This is a genomic window from Kitasatospora phosalacinea (genome assembly GCF_000716545.1).
GTDB classification, from domain to species: domain Bacteria; phylum Actinomycetota; class Actinomycetes; order Streptomycetales; family Streptomycetaceae; genus Kitasatospora; species Kitasatospora phosalacinea.
Genome location: NZ_JNWZ01000046.1, coordinates 1 through 16,749 on the forward strand (window position 1 = coordinate 1; position 16,749 = coordinate 16,749).

Annotated in this window: 16 protein-coding genes and 1 pseudogene; 6 read left to right on the forward strand and 11 right to left on the reverse strand. The window is 74.2% G+C overall.

Features of this window, described 5'->3' with window-relative positions:
* Positions 1 to 120, reverse strand: a pseudogene (locus tag OO48_RS40055) (5,10-methylene tetrahydromethanopterin reductase); the annotation flags it as partial.
* Positions 121 to 186: 66 nt separating this feature from the next.
* Positions 187 to 759, reverse strand: coding sequence for a PadR family transcriptional regulator (locus OO48_RS22505; protein WP_033219146.1), 573 nt, complete (start codon positions 757 to 759; stop codon positions 187 to 189).
* A gap of 274 nt (positions 760 to 1,033) precedes the next feature.
* Between OO48_RS22505 and OO48_RS22510 the strand changes: the two genes are divergently transcribed.
* Positions 1,034 to 1,915: a S1 family peptidase gene (locus tag OO48_RS22510; RefSeq protein WP_033219147.1), complete on the forward strand. Its 882-nt coding sequence runs from the start codon at positions 1,034 to 1,036 to the stop codon at positions 1,913 to 1,915.
* A 206-nt stretch (positions 1,916 to 2,121) separates the two neighbouring features.
* Here the strand turns inward: OO48_RS22510 and OO48_RS22515 are convergent, their stop codons facing one another.
* Positions 2,122 to 4,122, reverse strand: a complete 2,001-nt coding sequence (locus tag OO48_RS22515; RefSeq protein WP_033219148.1) for an NADPH-dependent 2,4-dienoyl-CoA reductase — start codon at positions 4,120 to 4,122, stop codon at positions 2,122 to 2,124.
* 107 nt (positions 4,123 to 4,229) lie between these two features.
* Here OO48_RS22515 and OO48_RS22520 point away from each other — a divergent pair, with 107 nt between their 5' ends.
* A complete protein-coding gene (locus OO48_RS22520; protein ID WP_033219149.1) occupies positions 4,230 to 4,622 on the forward strand; it encodes an RNA-binding S4 domain-containing protein in 393 nt (130 codons plus the stop codon).
* Between the two features lie 22 nt (positions 4,623 to 4,644).
* Here the strand turns inward: OO48_RS22520 and OO48_RS35330 are convergent, their stop codons facing one another.
* Positions 4,645 to 5,139: a hypothetical protein gene (locus OO48_RS35330; protein WP_051732515.1), complete on the reverse strand. Its 495-nt coding sequence runs from the start codon at positions 5,137 to 5,139 to the stop codon at positions 4,645 to 4,647.
* A 178-nt stretch (positions 5,140 to 5,317) separates the two neighbouring features.
* Between OO48_RS35330 and OO48_RS22530 the strand changes: the two genes are divergently transcribed.
* Complete coding sequence (locus OO48_RS22530; protein WP_106970387.1) at positions 5,318 to 5,731, forward strand: YchJ family protein; 414 nt, start codon at positions 5,318 to 5,320, stop codon at positions 5,729 to 5,731.
* Positions 5,732 to 5,738: 7 nt separating this feature from the next.
* Here OO48_RS22530 and OO48_RS22535 read toward each other — a convergent pair whose 3' ends face one another.
* Positions 5,739 to 6,770: a GNAT family N-acetyltransferase gene (locus OO48_RS22535; protein WP_033219151.1), complete on the reverse strand. Its 1,032-nt coding sequence runs from the start codon at positions 6,768 to 6,770 to the stop codon at positions 5,739 to 5,741.
* A gap of 22 nt (positions 6,771 to 6,792) precedes the next feature.
* Positions 6,793 to 7,725, reverse strand: a complete 933-nt coding sequence (locus tag OO48_RS22540) for a polysaccharide deacetylase family protein (RefSeq protein ID WP_033219152.1) — start codon at positions 7,723 to 7,725, stop codon at positions 6,793 to 6,795.
* 246 nt (positions 7,726 to 7,971) lie between these two features.
* On the opposite strand from OO48_RS22540, the gene OO48_RS22545 reads away from it, so the two are divergent.
* The 3 genes from OO48_RS22545 (at position 7,972) to OO48_RS22555 (ending at position 11,933) form a co-directional block, all read left to right on the forward strand.
* The gene (locus OO48_RS22545; RefSeq protein ID WP_033219153.1) at positions 7,972 to 10,461 is read left to right on the forward strand and encodes an ATP-dependent Clp protease ATP-binding subunit; all 2,490 of its coding nucleotides are present in this window, start codon (positions 7,972 to 7,974) and stop codon (positions 10,459 to 10,461) included.
* A gap of 87 nt (positions 10,462 to 10,548) precedes the next feature.
* Positions 10,549 to 10,770, forward strand: coding sequence for a hypothetical protein (locus OO48_RS22550; RefSeq protein ID WP_033219154.1), 222 nt, complete (start codon positions 10,549 to 10,551; stop codon positions 10,768 to 10,770).
* Between the two features lie 83 nt (positions 10,771 to 10,853).
* Complete coding sequence (locus OO48_RS22555; RefSeq protein ID WP_033219155.1) at positions 10,854 to 11,933, forward strand: hypothetical protein; 1,080 nt, start codon at positions 10,854 to 10,856, stop codon at positions 11,931 to 11,933.
* A gap of 7 nt (positions 11,934 to 11,940) precedes the next feature.
* Here OO48_RS22555 and OO48_RS39000 read toward each other — a convergent pair whose 3' ends face one another.
* The 5 genes from OO48_RS39000 to lpdA all read right to left on the reverse strand — a co-directional run bounded on the left by OO48_RS39000 (position 11,941) and on the right by lpdA (position 16,601).
* Positions 11,941 to 12,108: a hypothetical protein gene (locus OO48_RS39000; protein WP_167346470.1), complete on the reverse strand. Its 168-nt coding sequence runs from the start codon at positions 12,106 to 12,108 to the stop codon at positions 11,941 to 11,943.
* A gap of 72 nt (positions 12,109 to 12,180) precedes the next feature.
* Positions 12,181 to 13,311, reverse strand: coding sequence for a PRC and DUF2382 domain-containing protein (locus OO48_RS22560; protein ID WP_033219159.1), 1,131 nt, complete (start codon positions 13,309 to 13,311; stop codon positions 12,181 to 12,183).
* 150 nt (positions 13,312 to 13,461) lie between these two features.
* A complete protein-coding gene (locus OO48_RS22565) occupies positions 13,462 to 13,659 on the reverse strand; it encodes a hypothetical protein (RefSeq protein ID WP_033219162.1) in 198 nt (65 codons plus the stop codon).
* A 79-nt stretch (positions 13,660 to 13,738) separates the two neighbouring features.
* Positions 13,739 to 15,091 (reverse strand): DUF2252 domain-containing protein, encoded by a 1,353-nt coding sequence (locus tag OO48_RS22570; protein ID WP_033219164.1) that lies wholly within the window; start codon positions 15,089 to 15,091, stop codon positions 13,739 to 13,741.
* Between the two features lie 103 nt (positions 15,092 to 15,194).
* A complete protein-coding gene (gene lpdA / locus OO48_RS22575; RefSeq protein WP_033219166.1) occupies positions 15,195 to 16,601 on the reverse strand; it encodes a dihydrolipoyl dehydrogenase in 1,407 nt (468 codons plus the stop codon).
* Positions 16,602 to 16,749: the final 148 nt, after the last annotated feature.

Here is a 16,749-nt window from a genome sequence, read left to right on the forward strand (position 1 = left end):
GACCTCCTCGGCCTTGAGCGCGATGGCCACCATGGCCTTGATCCGCTCGTGCTCCGTCGGGGTCCGCCCGTCGGTGGGGTCGGTGGTCACGTCACCGACGCTGAAGATGCCGAACTGCACCGTTCTCAACTCCTTCGAGGTTGATTCAACATTCAACCACCCGCGACAACGGCACGCCACCCACCCCTATTCCCGGCCTTCCTCCACCGCCTCCCCAGCCCTCCCCGCCGCCCCTTCCACCGTCTCCCCCAGCGCCTCGTCCAGCCAGGCCAGCCAGAACGACTCCAACTGGATGCCGCCGCGCAGCACCAGGTGCTGCAGCCGGTTCTCCCCGGCCGCCGCCTCGGGCGGGAAGTCCCGCCGCTCGATCTCCAGGTACTCCGCGAGCTGCGCCCGGTGCAGCTCGCGGTGCCGGGCCAACTCCTCCTCCAGCCCGCCCAGGCCCAGCACGGCCGCCGCCCGCAGCCGCAGCAGCAGCGCGTCCCGGACGGGCTTCGGGTCCTGCGCCAGGGCGGTCCAGCGGGCCAGCTCCGCCCGCCCGTCCGGCAGCACCTCGTACTCCTTGCGCTGCCCGCGCCCCGCCCCCGGCCCGGACGCCCGGACCAGGCCCTCGCGCTCCAGCCGCCCCAGCTCGCGGTAGATCTGCTGGTGGGTGGCCGACCAGAAGAACCCGATCGACCGGTCGAACCGCCGGGTCAGCTCCAGCCCCGAGGACGGCTTCTCCAGCAGGGCGGTGAGGATCGCGTGCGGCAGTGACATGCGGCCGATCGTACGGGCCGGCCGGACGCCCGCGGGGACGCTGACCTGTGACATCGGCTCAGGAGGGCGTCCGCGCACCGGTGTTGCCGACCGACCGGTCGGGCGGGAAAGCTTTTACGGGGTCTTGCGCAGCCCCGCCGGGCGTCCGCATACTCCCGGATAGCGCCTGTCAGGGTCAGATCAAGCGCCGCGCCACGAGCCGGTGCCGACCACCCCTGCCCGCGCCTCACGGCCCCTACCCCAGGGCCTCTCCCACTCCCCCAGGAGGAGATCTGTGAGGACCACGCGCACCACCCCCGCCCGCACGCGCCGCACCGGCGCCCGCCTGCTCGCCGTCGCCGCCGCCCTCGCCGCGGCGACCGCCCTCGCGGTGCCCGCCGCCGGGGCCGCCACTCCCGCGCCGGACGCCGCCACCGCCCTGGCCCGGGTCGGCGACTCGGTGGAACTCAGCGGCGTCAACGGCATCGCCTGGCACACCGACGCCGCCACCGGCAAGGTCGTCGTGACGGCCGACAGCACGGTCACCCCGGCCGCGCTCGCCCGCCTCACCAAGGCCGCCGGGGCGGACGCCGGCCGCCTGAAGATCGAGCGCACCTCCGGCACCTTCAGCCCCCGCCTGTCCGCGGGCGCGGCGATCTACGGCGGCGGCTACCGCTGCTCGCTGGGCTTCAACGTGGTCAAGGGCAGCACGTACTACTTCCTCACCGCCGGGCACTGCGGCAACATCGCGAGCACCTGGTACACCAACTCCGGCCAGAGCACGGTGGCCGGCACCACCGCGGGCTCCAGCTTCCCCGGCAACGACTACGCCCTGGTCCGCTACACCAACACCTCGCTCAGCCACCCGGGCGGCTTCACCGCCGCGAACGCGTACGTCGGCGAGGCCGTCAAGCGCACCGGCTCGACCACCGGCACCCACAGCGGCAAGGTCACCGCGCTGAACGCCACCGTCCGCTACTCCGACGGCGGCACCGTCAGCGGCCTGATCCAGACCACCGTCTGCGCGGAGGGCGGCGACTCCGGCGGGCCGCTGTACGACGGCACCAAGGCCCTGGGCCTGACCTCCGGCGGCAGCGGCGACTGCACCTCCGGCGGCACCACCTTCTTCCAGCCCGTCACCGAGGCCCTCTCCGCGTACGGGGTCTCGCTCTACTGAGCACCGCCGACGCCCACCGGAGCCCCCGGCCCCGGTGGGCGTCCGCGCGCCCGGGCTCGCAGGGCCCGTGCCCAGGCCCGTTCCACCGCCCTGTCGGCGGCCCGCCGACGCCCCGCGCCGCGGTGCGGACGACGGCCGCCGGACCGGGACGGGGAGGTCGAGGGGCCGCGCCGGTGCCGCACGGCCCCCTCCCCCGGGGCACGCCGTCAGAGCGCGGCCGCGAGCCGGGTGCCCTGGTCGATGGCGCGCTTGGCGTCGAGTTCGGCGGCCACGTCCGCGCCGCCGATCAGGTGCGGTTCGACGCCGCGCTCGCGCAGGGCGTCGAGCAGGTCGCGGCGGGGCTCCTGGCCGGCGCAGAGCACCACGGTGTCCACGGGCAGCACCTGCTCCTCGCCGTCCACGGTGACGTGCAGGCCCGCGTCGTCGATCCGGCGGTACTCGACGCCGGGGACCATCACCACGCCGCGGTGGCGCAGTTCGGTGCGGTGGATCCAGCCGGTGGTCTTGCCGAGCCCGGCACCGACCTTGCCGCTCTTGCGCTGGAGCAGGAAGACCCGGCGCGGGCTCGCGGGCCGGTCGGGGGCGGTCAGGCCGCCGGGGCCGGCGTACTCGCGGTCGACGCCCCACTGCGCGAGGAAGTCGCCGCTGCCCGGGTCGGTGAGGTACTCGGCGACGTCGAAGCCGATGCCGCCCGCGCCGATCACCGCGACCTGCTCGCCGGCCTTGGCGCGGCCCTGCAGCACGTCCAGGTAGCCGAGCACGCTGGGGTGGTCGACGCCGTCGATCTCGGGGGTGCGCGGGGTGACGCCGGTGGCGAGCACGACCTCGTCCCAGCCGGTCAGCCCGTCCGGGCCGACGACCGCCCCGAGGCGCAACTCGACGCCGGTGCGCGCGAGTTCGTGCCGGTAGTAGCGCAGCGTCTCGTCGAACTCCTGCTTGCCGGGCACCCGCCGGGCGACGTTCAGCTGCCCGCCGATCTCGTCCGCGGCGTCGAACAGGGTGACGTGGTGGCCGCGGCCGGCGGCGGAGGTGGCGAAGGCGAGCCCGGCCGGTCCGGCGCCGACCACGGCGATCCGCTTGGCGCGGCGGGTGGGGGCGAGGACGAGTTCGGTCTCGTGGCAGGCGCGCGGGTTGACCAGGCAGGAGGTGATCTTCGCGCTGAAGGTGTGGTCCAGGCAGGCCTGGTTGCAGCCGATGCAGGTGTTGATCGCCTCGGGGGTGCCGGCGGCGGCCTTGTTGACGAAGGCGGGGTCGGCGAGCATCGGCCGGGCCAGCGAGACCAGGTCGGCGTGCCCGGTGGCGAGCAACTCCTCCGCCACCTCGGGGGTGTTGATCCGGTTGGTGGTGACCAGCGGGATGCCGACCTCGCCCATCAGCTTCCTGGTCACCCAGGCGTAGGCGCCGCGCGGCACCGAGGTGGCGATGGTGGGGATCCGGGCCTCGTGCCAGCCGATGCCGGTGTTGATGATGGTCGCCCCGGCCGCCTCGACCTCCCGCGCGAGCCGGACCACCTCGTCGAAGGTGGACCCGCCGGGAACGAGGTCGAGCATGGAGAGCCGGTAGACCAGGATGAAGTCCGGTCCGACCCGCTCGCGCACCCGCCGGACGACCTCGACCGGGAAGCGCATCCGGTTCTCGTACGAGCCGCCCCACCCGTCGGTGCGGTGGTTGGTCTGCGCGGCGGTGAACTCGTTGATCAGGTAGCCCTCGGAGCCCATCACCTCCACGCCGTCGTACCCGGCCGAGCGGGCGAGTTCGGCGCAGCGCGCGAAGTCCTCGATCGTCTGCTCGACCTGCTCGGCGGTGAGCTCGTGCGGGACGTACGGGCTGATCGGGGCCTGCAGGGGGGACGGGGCGACCAGGGCCTCGTGGTAGGCGTACCGGCCGAAGTGCAGGATCTGCAGGGCGATCTTCCCGCCCGCGGCGTGCACGGCGTCGGTGATCACGCGGTGCTCGGCGGCCTCGGCCTCGGTGGTGAGCTTGGCACCGCCCGCCCAGGGCCGCCCGGCCTCGTTGGGGGCGATGCCGCCGGTGACGATCAGGCCGACGCCGCCGCGGGCGCGCTCCGCGTAGAAGGCGGCCATCCGCTCGAAGCCGTGCTCCGCCTCCTCCAGCCCGACGTGCATGGAGCCCATCACCACCCGGTTCGGCAGGGTGGTGAAGCCCAGGTCGAGCGGGGCCAGCAGGTGGGGGTACGCAGCGGTCATCGACGCCTCCGGTCGGGATTTGTTACCCAACGGTAGGGCGCGGCGGACCGGCAGTGCAACTAGTTGCACAATCGTGAGCGAGGACACGGCGGAGCTAGAGTCGTGCCATGAGTGCGGACGAGGCGAGCGTGCGGATCGACAGCTGGATCTGGGCGGTCCGGCTGATCAAGACCCGCTCGGCGGCGGGCGCGGCCTGCCGGGCCGGGCACGTGAAGGTGAACGGGGCCACCGCGAAGCCCGCGCAGCACGTCAAGCCGGGGTACGACGTGCGGGTGCGGGTCGAGGGGCGGGAGCGGGTCGTGCGGGTGGTGCGGCCGATCGCCAAGCGGGTCGGCGCCCCCGTCGCCGAGACCTGCTACGTGGACCACAGCCCCCCGCCGCCGCCGCGCGAGGAGCGGCCGGCCGCCGTCGCCCGGCGCGAGCGGGGCGCCGGGCGGCCGACCAAGCGGGAGCGACGCGACCTCGACCGGCTCAAGGACGGCTACCGCCCGTACTTCTGAGCGCTCCCCGGCCGCCCGCCCTTCACTCCTCGCCGGCCTGCTCCTTGGCGATCCGGACCTGCTCGGCGAACTGCTCGGCGGAGATCCGCTCCACCGGGGCGCCGTACTTGGCGGCCAGTTCGTCGGCGGGCCCGGTCTCGTGCTCGACCAGGTCGGCCACCAGCAGCGCCCGCCCGTTGCCGACCCGGGAGGAGAGCACGATCAGCCCGGCGCCGCCGTCGGTCATCTCGCTCTGCTCGGCGGCGTTGCCGATCGCCGCACCCGCGGCGAAGCCCAGCAGCACGCCGATCGGACCGCCGAGCAGCCCGACCAGGCCGCCGACCAGGCCGGAGCCGACGGTGGGGACGCCGGCGCCGCGGATGTGGCTCTCCGGGATGTCGACGATGCCCTCGGCGTCCCGCTCCAGCACCGCGACCTGCCGCAGCCCGGGCAGGTGCATCGCGTCCTCGTAGGCCCGGCGGCAGTCCGCCGGATCGGTGAAGCCGAGCAGCAGCACGTTGTGGTGGTGGTCGCTCATCGCGGTTCCCTTCGCCCTCGCCGACGGTCGTCCTCTCCGCTGCCGCGCCGGGGCGCGGCACCCGCACCATCCTGCCCGCGCCGCGCGGAGCCATGCCCGCGCCACACCGGGACGAAGCGGGAAGAAGTCGACAATCACACCGCCCGGACGGGGCCCGGTCCGCGCGATAATGGACCACATGGCCCGCCGACGCACCCCCTCCCCCGCCGCCCCGACCGACTGCCCCTGCGGCCGACCCGCCCCGTACGCCGAGTGCTGCGGCCGGCTGCACCGCGGCGAGGCCGCGGCGAGCAGCGCCGAGCAGTTGATGCGCTCCCGGTTCAGCGCCTTCGCGGTCCGCGACGAGCCGTACCTGCTGCGCTCCTGGCACCCGGACACCCGGCCCGCCGCGATCGACTTCGACCCCTCGCTGCGCTGGGAGCGCCTGGAGGTCCTGGGCTCCACCGAGGGCGGCCCGTTCCACACCGAGGGCACCGTCGAGTTCCGCGCCCACTACCTGGAGGGCGGCCGGTCCGACGCGCTGCACGAGCGCAGCCGCTTCGTCCGCCACCAGGGCGAGTGGGTCTACCTGGACGGCGACGTCGGGGCCTGACGCCCCGTCAACCGTCCCGGCGCAGGCGGTGCTTGAGCGAGAGCAGCGCACCGCCCGGGCCGCGCGGCAGCAGCCAGCCGGTGTCGGTGCGGTCGATCGCGCCGAACCGGTACTTGTACGGCTCGCGGCCGCGCAGGAAGTCGAAGGTCCGCACGCCCTCGGCGGCGCAGTTGCGGATCGCCGCGTCGACCAGCGCGGTGCCCAGCGACTCGGCGGCCCAGCGCGGGTCCCAGCCGGTCTGGTAGTAGGCGAACCGGTCGGCCCACCGGAAGCCGTACAGCACGCCCACCAACTCCTCGCCGTGGCGGGCGAGCTGGAAGGCCGGGCCGCGGCCGGGCGCGGCGCCCCGGACCAGCAGCCGGTGCGGCGGCAGCCGGTCGGCGGTGAAGCTGCCGGCCCCGTCGGCGACGGCCTCGCGGCGCAGCCGGTGCAGCCGGTGCAGGTCGTCCAGCAGGGCCGGGTCGGCGGCGCCGGGCGGCAGCCAGTGGAAGCTGACGCCGGCGGCGGCGAGGCGGCGGCGGGCGCGCCGGTTGGCGGCCCGGAAGTCCCGGGAGCCGAGCCGGTCGGGGCCGTCCGCGAGGTCGGCGCGCGGGCAGGCGGAGCGGGTGACGGGGCGGGCACCGGGCGGCAGCAGGCCGGTGTGGGCGGCGTCCAGTTCGGGCAGCCACAGGGTGGTGCGGCGGGAGCGTTCGGCCAGCCACGCGGCGACTTCGGCGCGCCGGTGCGGGCGGACGGCGGGCCCGCAGTGGTCGGCGGCGCCCGGGCCGGTGCCGAGCAGGGTGAGCGCGGGCACCTCGACGGGCAGCTTGCGGTGCGCGCGCAGCCGGGTGGCGGCGAGCGGCAGCACCGCTTCGGCCCGGCCGTCCGGGCCGCGCCACACCGCGATCTCGCCGCCTCGTCCGGCGCCCAGGGTGCGCCACCAGGCGAGCACCCAGTCCGGCCCGGCGAACCACGATCCTTCCGGATCCTGGTCGATCAACTCCCGCCAGTCGTGCACGAGTTCGCCGTCCAGCTCGGGCGTGCGGTGGATCTCCGGCACCGGTCCCCCTCCTTCGTGACGCTCAACGGCCGCCGCGCAGCCGGTGCACGGCCGGGTGCAGGCCGGACAGGATGGTGTCGAAACGGTCCCGTCCGGTGTGCGAGTTGACCCGCAGCCGGCTGATCCGCAGCCGGTGCGCCGGGGCCAGTTCGGCGTGCCGGTGGTCGAACAGGAAACCCGTACGGTACCCGAGGGTGCGCAGCACCCGGTCGGCGCGCGGGTCGTAGTTGCCGTTGGGGTAGGCGAAGCTGGTCGGTGGACAGCCCATCCACCGGGTCAGCTTGTCGTGGGCGGCGAGGAGTTGGGCGTCGATGTCGGCGTCGTCGCAGCGGTCGAGGCAGGGGTGGGAGGCGGTGTGGTTGCCGATCGCCAGCCCGGCGTCGGCCAGGGCGTGCAGGTCGTCGCGGCTCAACTGCCGCTGCCGGGGCGCCTGCCGGGTGGCGGTGGCGCGCAACTCGGCCAGGGCGCTGCGGCGTTCGGCGTCGGGCAGCGCCTTGAGCCGGCGGACGGCGGCGGACGGGTCCAGCCCGGGCAGCGCGTCGGCCCGGCCGCCGTGGGCGACCAGGTGGGCGGCCTCGGTCCACCAGTACGGCTGGTCGCCGCCGACCAGGTCGGTGATCACGTAGGCGGCGGCGGGGACGCCGAGCCGGGCCAGGACGGGCAGCGCCTCGGTGAGCACGGTGCGGTCGCCGTCGTCGAAGGTGACCAGCACGCTGCGGTCGGGCAGCGGGCGGCGGTGCTCGGCGGCCCGGGCGACCTCGTCGACCCCGACCGGGCGGGCGGTGCGGGCCAGCCGCTCCATCTGGGCCCGGAAGGCGGCCGGGTCGTCGATGCCGTGGTAGGCGAGCACGGCGAGGCGGCGGGCGGCGTGGGCCCGGAAGACCGGCTGGAGCGGGGAGCGGCGCAGCAGCGCGTCGAGGCCCCGCCGCCCGGCGGCGCGGTCCGTGGTCGGCATGGCCTGTCCCCCCGTGGCACGTGCGCGGGCACCCCGGGCGGTCGGCCCGGGGTGCCCGCTGGAGCATGTCGGTCATCAGAGTCCCATGGGCTGGTAATGCCTGTCCCAAGTTCCTGGAAGCCGGCTGGGAACCGGCCGTGCACCGCCTCAGCCACCTGTCCGGATCACCCCGTTCAGCGGCCTATATCAAGCATTGGCATAGTTCGGGGGGACTGCTGCCCGTCCGCCCATGGGAGTGCCCTCACGATGACCGTGCCCGGCTTCGGCTCTTTCGGCTCCGACGACGCCTTCTCCGAACTGCTCAACCGCTTCTTCGGCCTCAACCCGGCCGCCTCCCCGCCCGCCGTGCAGCGCGTCCCGATCGGGCGGCTGCTGACCGAGTCCGCCCGCGACCTGATCGCCCGCGCCGAGCTGCGCGCCCAGGAGGACGGCAGCACCGACCTGGACACCCCGCACCTGCTGTGGGCCGCCACCCGGGTCGACCCGTCCCGGAGCCTGCTCGCCCAGGCCGGCGCCGACCCGGACGGGCTGGCCGCCGCCCTGGAGCGCAGCCTGCCGGCCGGCGCCGCCGACCCGTCCGTGGACCCGGGCCTCACCCCGGCCGCCAAGCGCGTCCTGATCGGCGCGCACGCCCGCTCGCAGGCCGCCGGCGTCTCCTACATCGGCCCCGAGCACATCCTGGCCGCCCTGCTGGACGACCCCGACTCGGCGACCGGCCGCCTGCTCGGCGCCCAGGGCGCCGACCCCTCCCGGCTGCAGCGCGGCGCCGAGGCCGCCGCCCGGGGCGAGCGGGCGCCCGCGAAGGCCGAGAGCAGGACCCCGACCCTGGACGAGTACGGCCGCGACCTCACCGCGGACGCCAAGCTCGGCAAGCTGGACCCGGTGGTCGGCCGGGCCGAGGAGATCGAGCAGACCGTCGAGATCCTCTCCCGGCGCTCCAAGAACAACCCGGTGCTGATCGGCGAGCCCGGCGTCGGCAAGACCGCCATCGTGGAGGGCCTGGCCCAGCGGATCGTCTCCGGCGACGTGCCCTCCACCCTGAAGGACCGGCGGGTGGTCTCGCTCGACCTGTCCGGGCTGGTCGCCGGCTCCAAGTACCGGGGCGAGTTCGAGGAGCGGCTGAAGAACGTCATCGACGAGGTCCGCGAGGCCGCCGACTCGACCGTCCTGTTCATCGACGAGCTGCACACCGTGGTCGGCGCGGGCGCCGGCGGCGAGGGCGCGATGGACGCCGGCAACATGCTCAAGCCCGCGCTGGCCCGCGGCGAGCTGCACGTCATCGGCGCCACCACCATCGACGAGTACCGCAAGCACATCGAGAAGGACCCGGCACTGGAGCGCCGCTTCCAGCCGGTGCTGATCCCCGAGCCCTCGGTCGAGGAGACCGTGCAGATCCTGGAGGGCCTGCGCGACTCCTACGAGGCGCACCACCAGGTCCGCTTCACCGACGAGGCGCTGCGCGCCGCCGCCGACCTCTCCGACCGGTACGTCTCCGACCGCTTCCTGCCCGACAAGGCCATCGACCTGGTCGACCAGGCCGGCGCGCGGGTCCGGCTGCGCGGCCTGGGCCGCTCCACCGAGGTGATCGGCCGCGAGGACGAGCTCGCCAAGCTGCGCCGCGAGAAGGACGAGGCGGTGGCCGCCGAGGACTTCTCCCGGGCCTCCGAGCTGAAGTCCCGGATCGCCGACCTGGAGGCGCGGACCGCCGAGGTCGAGGAGCGCCGCGAGGGCGTGGTCTCGGTGACCGTCGACGACATCGCCGACGTGCTGTCCCGGCAGACCGGCATCCCGGTCTCCCAGCTCACCGAGGACGAGAAGGCCCGGCTGCTGAAGCTGGAGGACGAGCTGCACGACCGGGTGATCGGCCAGGACAGGGCCGTGGTCGCGGTCTCCGAGGCGGTGCGCCGCAGCCGGGCCGGCATGGCCGACCCGGACCGGCCGGTCGGCTCCTTCCTGTTCCTGGGCCCGACCGGCGTCGGCAAGACCGAACTCGCCAAGGCCCTGGCCGAGTTGATCTTCGGGGACGAGGACCGGCTGGTCCGCTTCGACATGAGCGAGTTCCAGGAGAAGCACACCGTCTCCCGCCTGGTCGGCGCCCCGCCCGGGTACGTCGGCTACGACGAGGCCGGGCAGCTCACCGAGGCGGTGCGCCGCCGCCCGTACAGCGTGCTGCTGTTCGACGAGATCGAGAAGGCCCACCCGGACGTCTTCAACGCGCTGCTGCAGGTCCTCGACGACGGGCGCCTGACCGACGCGCAGGGGCGCACCGTCGACTTCCGCAACACCGTGGTCATCATGACCTCCAACATCGGCTCGCAGCTGATCCTGGCCCACAAGGGCGAGACCGAGGAGATCCGCGACCGGCTGATGGAGGAGCTGCGCGGGCGCTTCCTGCCCGAGTTCCTCAACCGGATCGACGACATCATCGTCTTCGACGCGCTGGACGCCGAGGACCTGCTGCGGATCGTCGACCTGATGCTCGCCAACTCCGAACGCCGGGTCAGGGCGCAGGGGATGGAGCTGGAGGTGACCGCCGCCGCCAAGGACTGGCTGGTCGACCGGGGCCACCAGCCCGAGTTCGGCGCCCGCCCGCTGCGCCGCACCATCCAGACCCAGCTCGACAACCGCCTCGCCACCATGCTGCTCGGCGGCGACCTGCGCCCCGGCGACACCATCGTCGCCGACGCGAAGGACGGCGAACTGGTCTGCTCGATCGGCAGCCCGCAACCCTCCTGACCCCTCCCCGGAGCCCCGTCGGCCGGCACCCCCGCCGACGGGGCTCCGGCACGTCCGCCGACAGTGCCGCGTGGCACCCTACGGGGCATGGACATCACCGCCGGGCCCACGAGTCGGGACGCCTGCGCCGCACTCTTCGACTCCCGCGCCCTGCCCGTCCCCCGCTACGAGAACCTCTGCGACGAGACGTACGACGTCCGCTCCGGCTCCCTGACCGGCCCCGCCCCCGCCCCGCCCCGCGCCCCGGGCGTCCACGGCGACCGCCCGTACGAGCACCTGGCGGCGGAGCGCTCCGTGCTGCGGGCCTGAGGCCCGTCCCCGAAGGCCTCGGAGACATCAAGGAACCACCGCCTTCCGTCCGGTCGGCGGCTCACAGAAATCGGGTGCGACCCATGACCAAGAGAAATTCCGTCCCGGGGGCGCGACAGCTGCCGCGCCTGATCGCGCTGGCCGCCTCCGGCGCGCTCGGACTGGGCCTGCTCGGAGTCCCGGCCGCCGGTGCGGCCGACCTCGGCCAGGCCGTCGTCTACGGCGACGTCACCCGCGACGGGCACCCCGACGTCCTGCTGCCGGACAGCGCCGGCGACCTCCGCGCCGTCCAGGGCGGCACCGGCACGGTCGACACGGGCCGGATCGTCTCGCAAGCGGCCAGCTCGCCCACCGGCACCTGGCAGGGCGTCCAGGTCACCCACCGCGGCTCACTGCGCGGGGGCGTCTACTTCGACGAACTGATCGCCCACCCGGCCGGGGACGAGCAGCTGTACCTGTACCAGAACTCGTCCACCGGCTCCTCCTCCTTCACCTCGTTCTACCTCAACGGCAGCGTCATACAGGGCGCGGTCACCTGCGTCGACGGCGGCGCCGCGATCACCTGCCCGTCCGAACTCGGCACCGACTGGAGCAACGCCACCCAGGTCCTCGCCCTCGGCTCCGTCAACAACGAGACCGCCGGCACCCCGGCCCGGACCAATCTCGTCGCGGTGATCGGCACGAAGCTCTGGCTGTTCTCCCCCGGGAGCAACAACGTCAAGTTGCTCGCCACGACGGACACCCTGCTCTCCGGCCTCGACTGGAGCGACTACGACCTGATCGGTCCCGGCCCCGCCAACGGCACCACCACCTGCACCGACGCCGCCGGAACGACGACCACCACCTCGCAGGCCACCCTGTGGACCCGCGAGCGCAGCACCGGCCGGATCCTCTCCTACCCGATCACCAGGGATCCCGCCGCCAACTGCGCCGTCGACTTCTCCGCGCTGGCCGATCCGGCCCGGGGCACCGTCATCGGCGGTGGCGTCGATCCGACCGCGTACCCCGTCGTCGGCTCGGCCGGCGACCTGACCGGTGACGGTGTTCCGGACCTGTACGGGCAGGACCCGGCCGGCCGGGTGACCATCTGGTCGGGCACGGCCGGGGGCACGACCGGGGCTCCCGGTGCCGTCACCGGTTTCGGGGCTCCGCTCACCCGGTAGAGCCCGGCTAGCGCGGGGTGGAGTGCCGACCGCGGCCCATCCGCACGCCGGCCACCAGCAGGGCGGCGACGAACAGCACCGCGCCGATGACCAGCAGCCACAGCAGGCCCTTCACCAGCACGCCGACGAACCCGAACACCACGGCGATCAGCACGATCAGCAGCAACCACGCCATGTCGGCCTCCCTCGGTCGTTCCACTCGCCGTCGGCGGGGCCCGGTCCTAGGACCGGGCCCCGCCGGGCGGTGTCACCGGTGACGCCCCCGGCCGGGAGTGTCCTTTCCGGTGGTCGGCGGCAACTTCTTCTCACCGTCGGGGAGTTCGGCTTCGATGCGCTCCTTGCGCACCTCGCCGGTGACGGTCCGCTGCTCGACGTGCTCCTCGGTCACCAGGCGCACCCGCTCCACCGGGACGGCCTCGGTGCGCACCACCGGCCGCTCGCCGTGCAGGACCACGTCGTACTCGGCCTCCGAGATGGGGTCGCCGGACAGCGCCTCGCCCCGGTTGGCCTCGGTGATCGGCTCGCGCACGATCCGGACTTCCTCGTGCCGCACCGGCACGGTCTGCTGCTCCTCCTCGGTGACGACGTACTTGCGCAGCCGGGCGTGCCCGGTCTCGTACCGCTCGATGCCGACGTGCATCCGCTCCTCGGAGCGGGTCATCGCGTCGTCGCTCCGCTCCGGCCGGCCGGTGTCCCGGGCGGCGCGGCCCGGGGCGGCGGCCGCCGCTGAGGTCGCGGAGGTCGCGGAGGCGGCGGACCCGGGACGGGTGCCGGCCGTACCGGCCGCGGTGGTGCCGGACAGACCGACGGCTCCGGTGGTTCCGGCGGCTCCGGTCTTGCCCGTGGCGCCGGGGGTGCCGGGGGTGCCGGGGGTGCCGGTCAGGCGGGTGCCGGTCCCGGTGGTACGGCCCGTCGCGGGCTTGGCCGACGCCGCGCCGGCCGCCCCGGCGGCTCCCGCAGCCCCAGCCGTTCCGGCCGCGCCCGTGCCGGTGCCCGTGCCGCCCTGGGCGTGGGCCCACCCGCCCTCACCGGGCTGGTTCGCGGCCTTCCAGGCATCGTCCCAGGCGATGCCGTAGTGGCTGTACAGCCGGCGCTCCTCCTCCTCGGAGAGGTGGCCGCCGTTGTCCACGTCGACGTTCGGCGCGTCCTTGACCTTCTCCTTGGCGTAGGGCACCTGGAGGTGGCCGTCGACCACGTGGGCGTCACGGATCGGGACGAACGACTCACTGGAGCCGAACAGGCCGGTCTTCACGCTGACCCACTCGGGCTTTCCGGTGGAGTCGTCCAGGTAGAGGTGGTCGGCCTTGCCGATCTTGTTGCCTTCGGCGTCGTGGACGGGCTGGTGCAGCATGGAACGGATCTGTTGCTCGGTGATCATTTGCACACGCCTCCTTCACATTCCAGCACTGAGGCGCGTGGCCGACTGCGGAGAAACCAAACACGCCACCGCCCCGCGTTCGCGCCGCGCCCCCGGATCGGCATATGCCGATCCGGGGGCGCGGTGTCCGCGTGCGGACGGGGAGAGCGGCTACACCGCCCCGTCCCCGTCCCCCTCGCCGTCCCCCTCGCCGGGGCCGTCGCCGGGGTCGGGGTCCAGTCCGACCTCCGCGCGGTCCTCCTCGGTGCGGTCCTCCAGTTCGGCCTCGTCGGGCCGCCGCGGCAGGCCGCCGCCGTGGCCGGTGTCCGGGTCGCCCTCGACCGCCTTGTTCGACTTGTGGTGGGTCACTGCTGCCTCCGGGTGGTGGTGCGGGCCTTCGCTGTCTCCATCACCCCCCGGGCCGGGGCGGTCCGCAAACGGGGAGGGATCAGGCGTCTTCGGACCGCACCTCGCCGGAGGCGACGGCGTCGGCGAGGCGGGCGTGGTCGGCGGTGTTGAGCTCGGCGTAGCGGTGGGCGAAGGCGGCCACCGCGCGGTCGAAGGAGTCGCCGCGGCCGAGGTAGGCGGCGATGGCGATCCGGTCGCCGGAGCGGGCGTGGGCCCGGGCCAGGGCGGTGCCGCACAGGGCGGCGTAGGCGCGCAGGCCCCGGGTGGTCATCGCGCCGACCTCGGCGGAGCCCTTCATGTCGCGCAGCTGCCGCCAGTAGAAGTGCCGCCCGGCGGGGCCGGTCATCCAGCCGAGGAAGATGTCGCTCGCGGCCTGGGTGAGCCGCTGCCCGGCGACCACCCGCTGCCCGTGGTGGTCGTACCGGCTGGGCCCGGCGTAGGGCTCCAGGACGGACGCCTGGGCCTCCTTGACCTGGAGGACCAGCGGGTCGTCGGCGTCCCGGCCCTGGAGCAGGACGACGAAGCAGCGGGTGCCGACGCTGCCGACGCCGACCACCTTGCGGGCGGTGTCGACGTACCGGTAGCGGTCGAGCAGCCGGCCGCGCTCCTCGGGGAGGGTGGCCCGGTAGTCGGCGAGCATGCCGTGCACCTCGTCGGTGTCGAAGCCGACGTGCTCGATCAGCGGGGGCTGGTCCTTGAAGCGGCGCCGGCCGCTCGCGGTGGTCTCGGTGAGCTTGCCGGCGGCCTGCAGGCTGTCGCGGCGGCGGGCGGCGGCCAGGCCGGCCTCGGTGCGGCGGCGGCGCCCGCCCTTGAGGCTGGCGAGCAGTTCGTCGGCGTCGATCCGCCGGTACCAGACCGGGAGTTCGCCGAGGCCGGCCAGCAGCCGGATGTGCTCGCGGTAGGCGCGGACGGCGTCCAGCACCACCCGGCGGGCCTCCTCGGGGCCCTCGCCGTTCTCCTGCGCGGCGACGGCCAGGCTGGCGGCCAGGCGCTGCACGTCCCACTCGAACGGGCCGGGCAGCGTCTCGTCGAAGTCGTTCAGGTCGAACAGCAGGGCGCGCTCGGGCGAGGCGAACAGCCCGAAGTTGACCAGGTGGGCGTCGCCGCAGAGCTGGACGGTCAGCCCGCTGTCGGGGGCCCCGGCCAGGTCGCCGGCCATCACGGCGGCCGCGCCGCGCAGGAAGGCGAACGGGGACGCGGCCATCCGGCCGTCGCGGATCGGCACCAGGTCGGGCAGGCGGCCCTCCGCCTGGGCGCGCAGCACCGCGAGCGGGTCGGGGCGGTCGGCGGCGGGCCGCCAGTGCCCGGCGGTGGAGCGCGGGGCGCGCGCCCGGGCGGCGCGGCCGGCCGCGGTGCGCTCGTCGACCGTCAGGTAGGGGGCGGGGGTGTCCATCGGCGGCTCCTGGCTCCTCGGGGGACCGAAGAGGTACCGCCCCGGCGCGCCGCCGTACCAGCGGCGGGCACCGGGGCGGCGGTCGCTCACCCGGACGGCGGCACTACATGTTGATCATGTGTCCGGCCAGGCCGTGGACGGCCTCCTTGACGGCCTCGCCCAGCGTCGGGTGGGCGTGCACGTTGCGGCCGACCTCGTGCACCGTCAGGTCCCACTGCTGGGCCAGCGTCAGTTCCGGCAGCAGTTCGGTGACCTCGGGGCCGATCAGGTGGGCGCCGAGCAGTTCGCCGTGGGTCTCGTCGCAGATCACCTTGACGAAGCCGACCGGGTGCCCGATGCCGTGCGCCTTGCCGTTGGCGGTGAACGGGAACTTGGCGACCTTGACGGCGTAGCCCTTCTCCCGGGCCTGCGCCTCGGTGTACCCGAAGCTGGCGACCTGCGGCTGGCAGTAGGTGGCGCGCGGGACCATCACGAAGTCGATCTCCATCGTCTCGGCCCCGGCGATGGTCTCGGCGGCGATCACGGCCATCGCCTCGGCGGCGTGCGCGAGCATCAGCTTCGCGGTGACGTCGCCGATCGCGAAGATGTGCTCGACGCTGGTGCGGCCGCGCCCGTCGACGGCGATGGCGCCGCGCTCGGTGAGCTGCACGCCGGTGACCTCCAGGCCGTAGCCCTGCACCCGCGGCACGAAGCCGATCGCCTGCAGGACCTTGTCGGCCTCCAGCACCTCCTGCTTGCCGTCCCGGGTGACGGTGACCTTCACCGGCTTGTTCGGGTCGGAGTCGTCGATGGTGTCGACCCGGGTGGAGGTGAGCACCTGGATGCCCAGCTTGCGGTACTGCTTGGCGAGTTCGGCGGAGACGTCGGCGTCCTCCAGCGGCACCATCCGGTCCAGGAACTCGACGACGGTGACCTTGACGCCGTAGTTGTGCAGCACGTACGCGAACTCGACGCCGATCGCGCCGGCGCCCGCGATGATGATCGACTCCGGCAGCCGCTCGGTGAGGATCTGCTCCTCGTAGGTGACGACCCGTTCGCTGAGCGAGGTGCCGGGCAGCAGCCGGGTGGTGGCGCCGGCCGCGATGACGCAGTGGTCGAAGGTGACCATCTCGAAGCCGCCGGAGGCGAGCTTGACCTGGAGGGTGTGGTCGTCGACGAAGGTGCCCCAGCCGTCGTACTCGGTGATGCCGTTCTTCTTCATCAGGTAGTGGACGCCCTTGACCCGGCCGTCGGCGACCTGCCGGGAGCGACTGAACGCCTTGCCGTAGTCGAAGGACACCTTGCCGTCGACCTCGATGCCGTACAGCCCGGCCTCGTTCAGGACGGTGTGCGCGAGCTCGGCGTTGCGCAGCAGGGCCTTCGAGGGGATGCAGCCGACGTTGAGGCAGACGCCGCCCCAGTACTTGGCCTCGATCACGGCGGTGCGCAGGCCGAGCTGGGCGGAGCGGACGGCGGCGGTGTAGCCGCCGGGGCCGGCGCCCAGGACGACCACGTCGTAGTGCGTGCTCATCGGATCTCCTTCGTGGATACCCCCGGCTTCAGCCGGGGAGGAAACGAAGCTCCCGCGTAGCGGGGCAGGGGAAGCCGAACCGCCGTCAAGGCGGTACGGTGCACCGGTAGTTGATGATGCTTCACATGGTCACATACAGGGGTGGTAG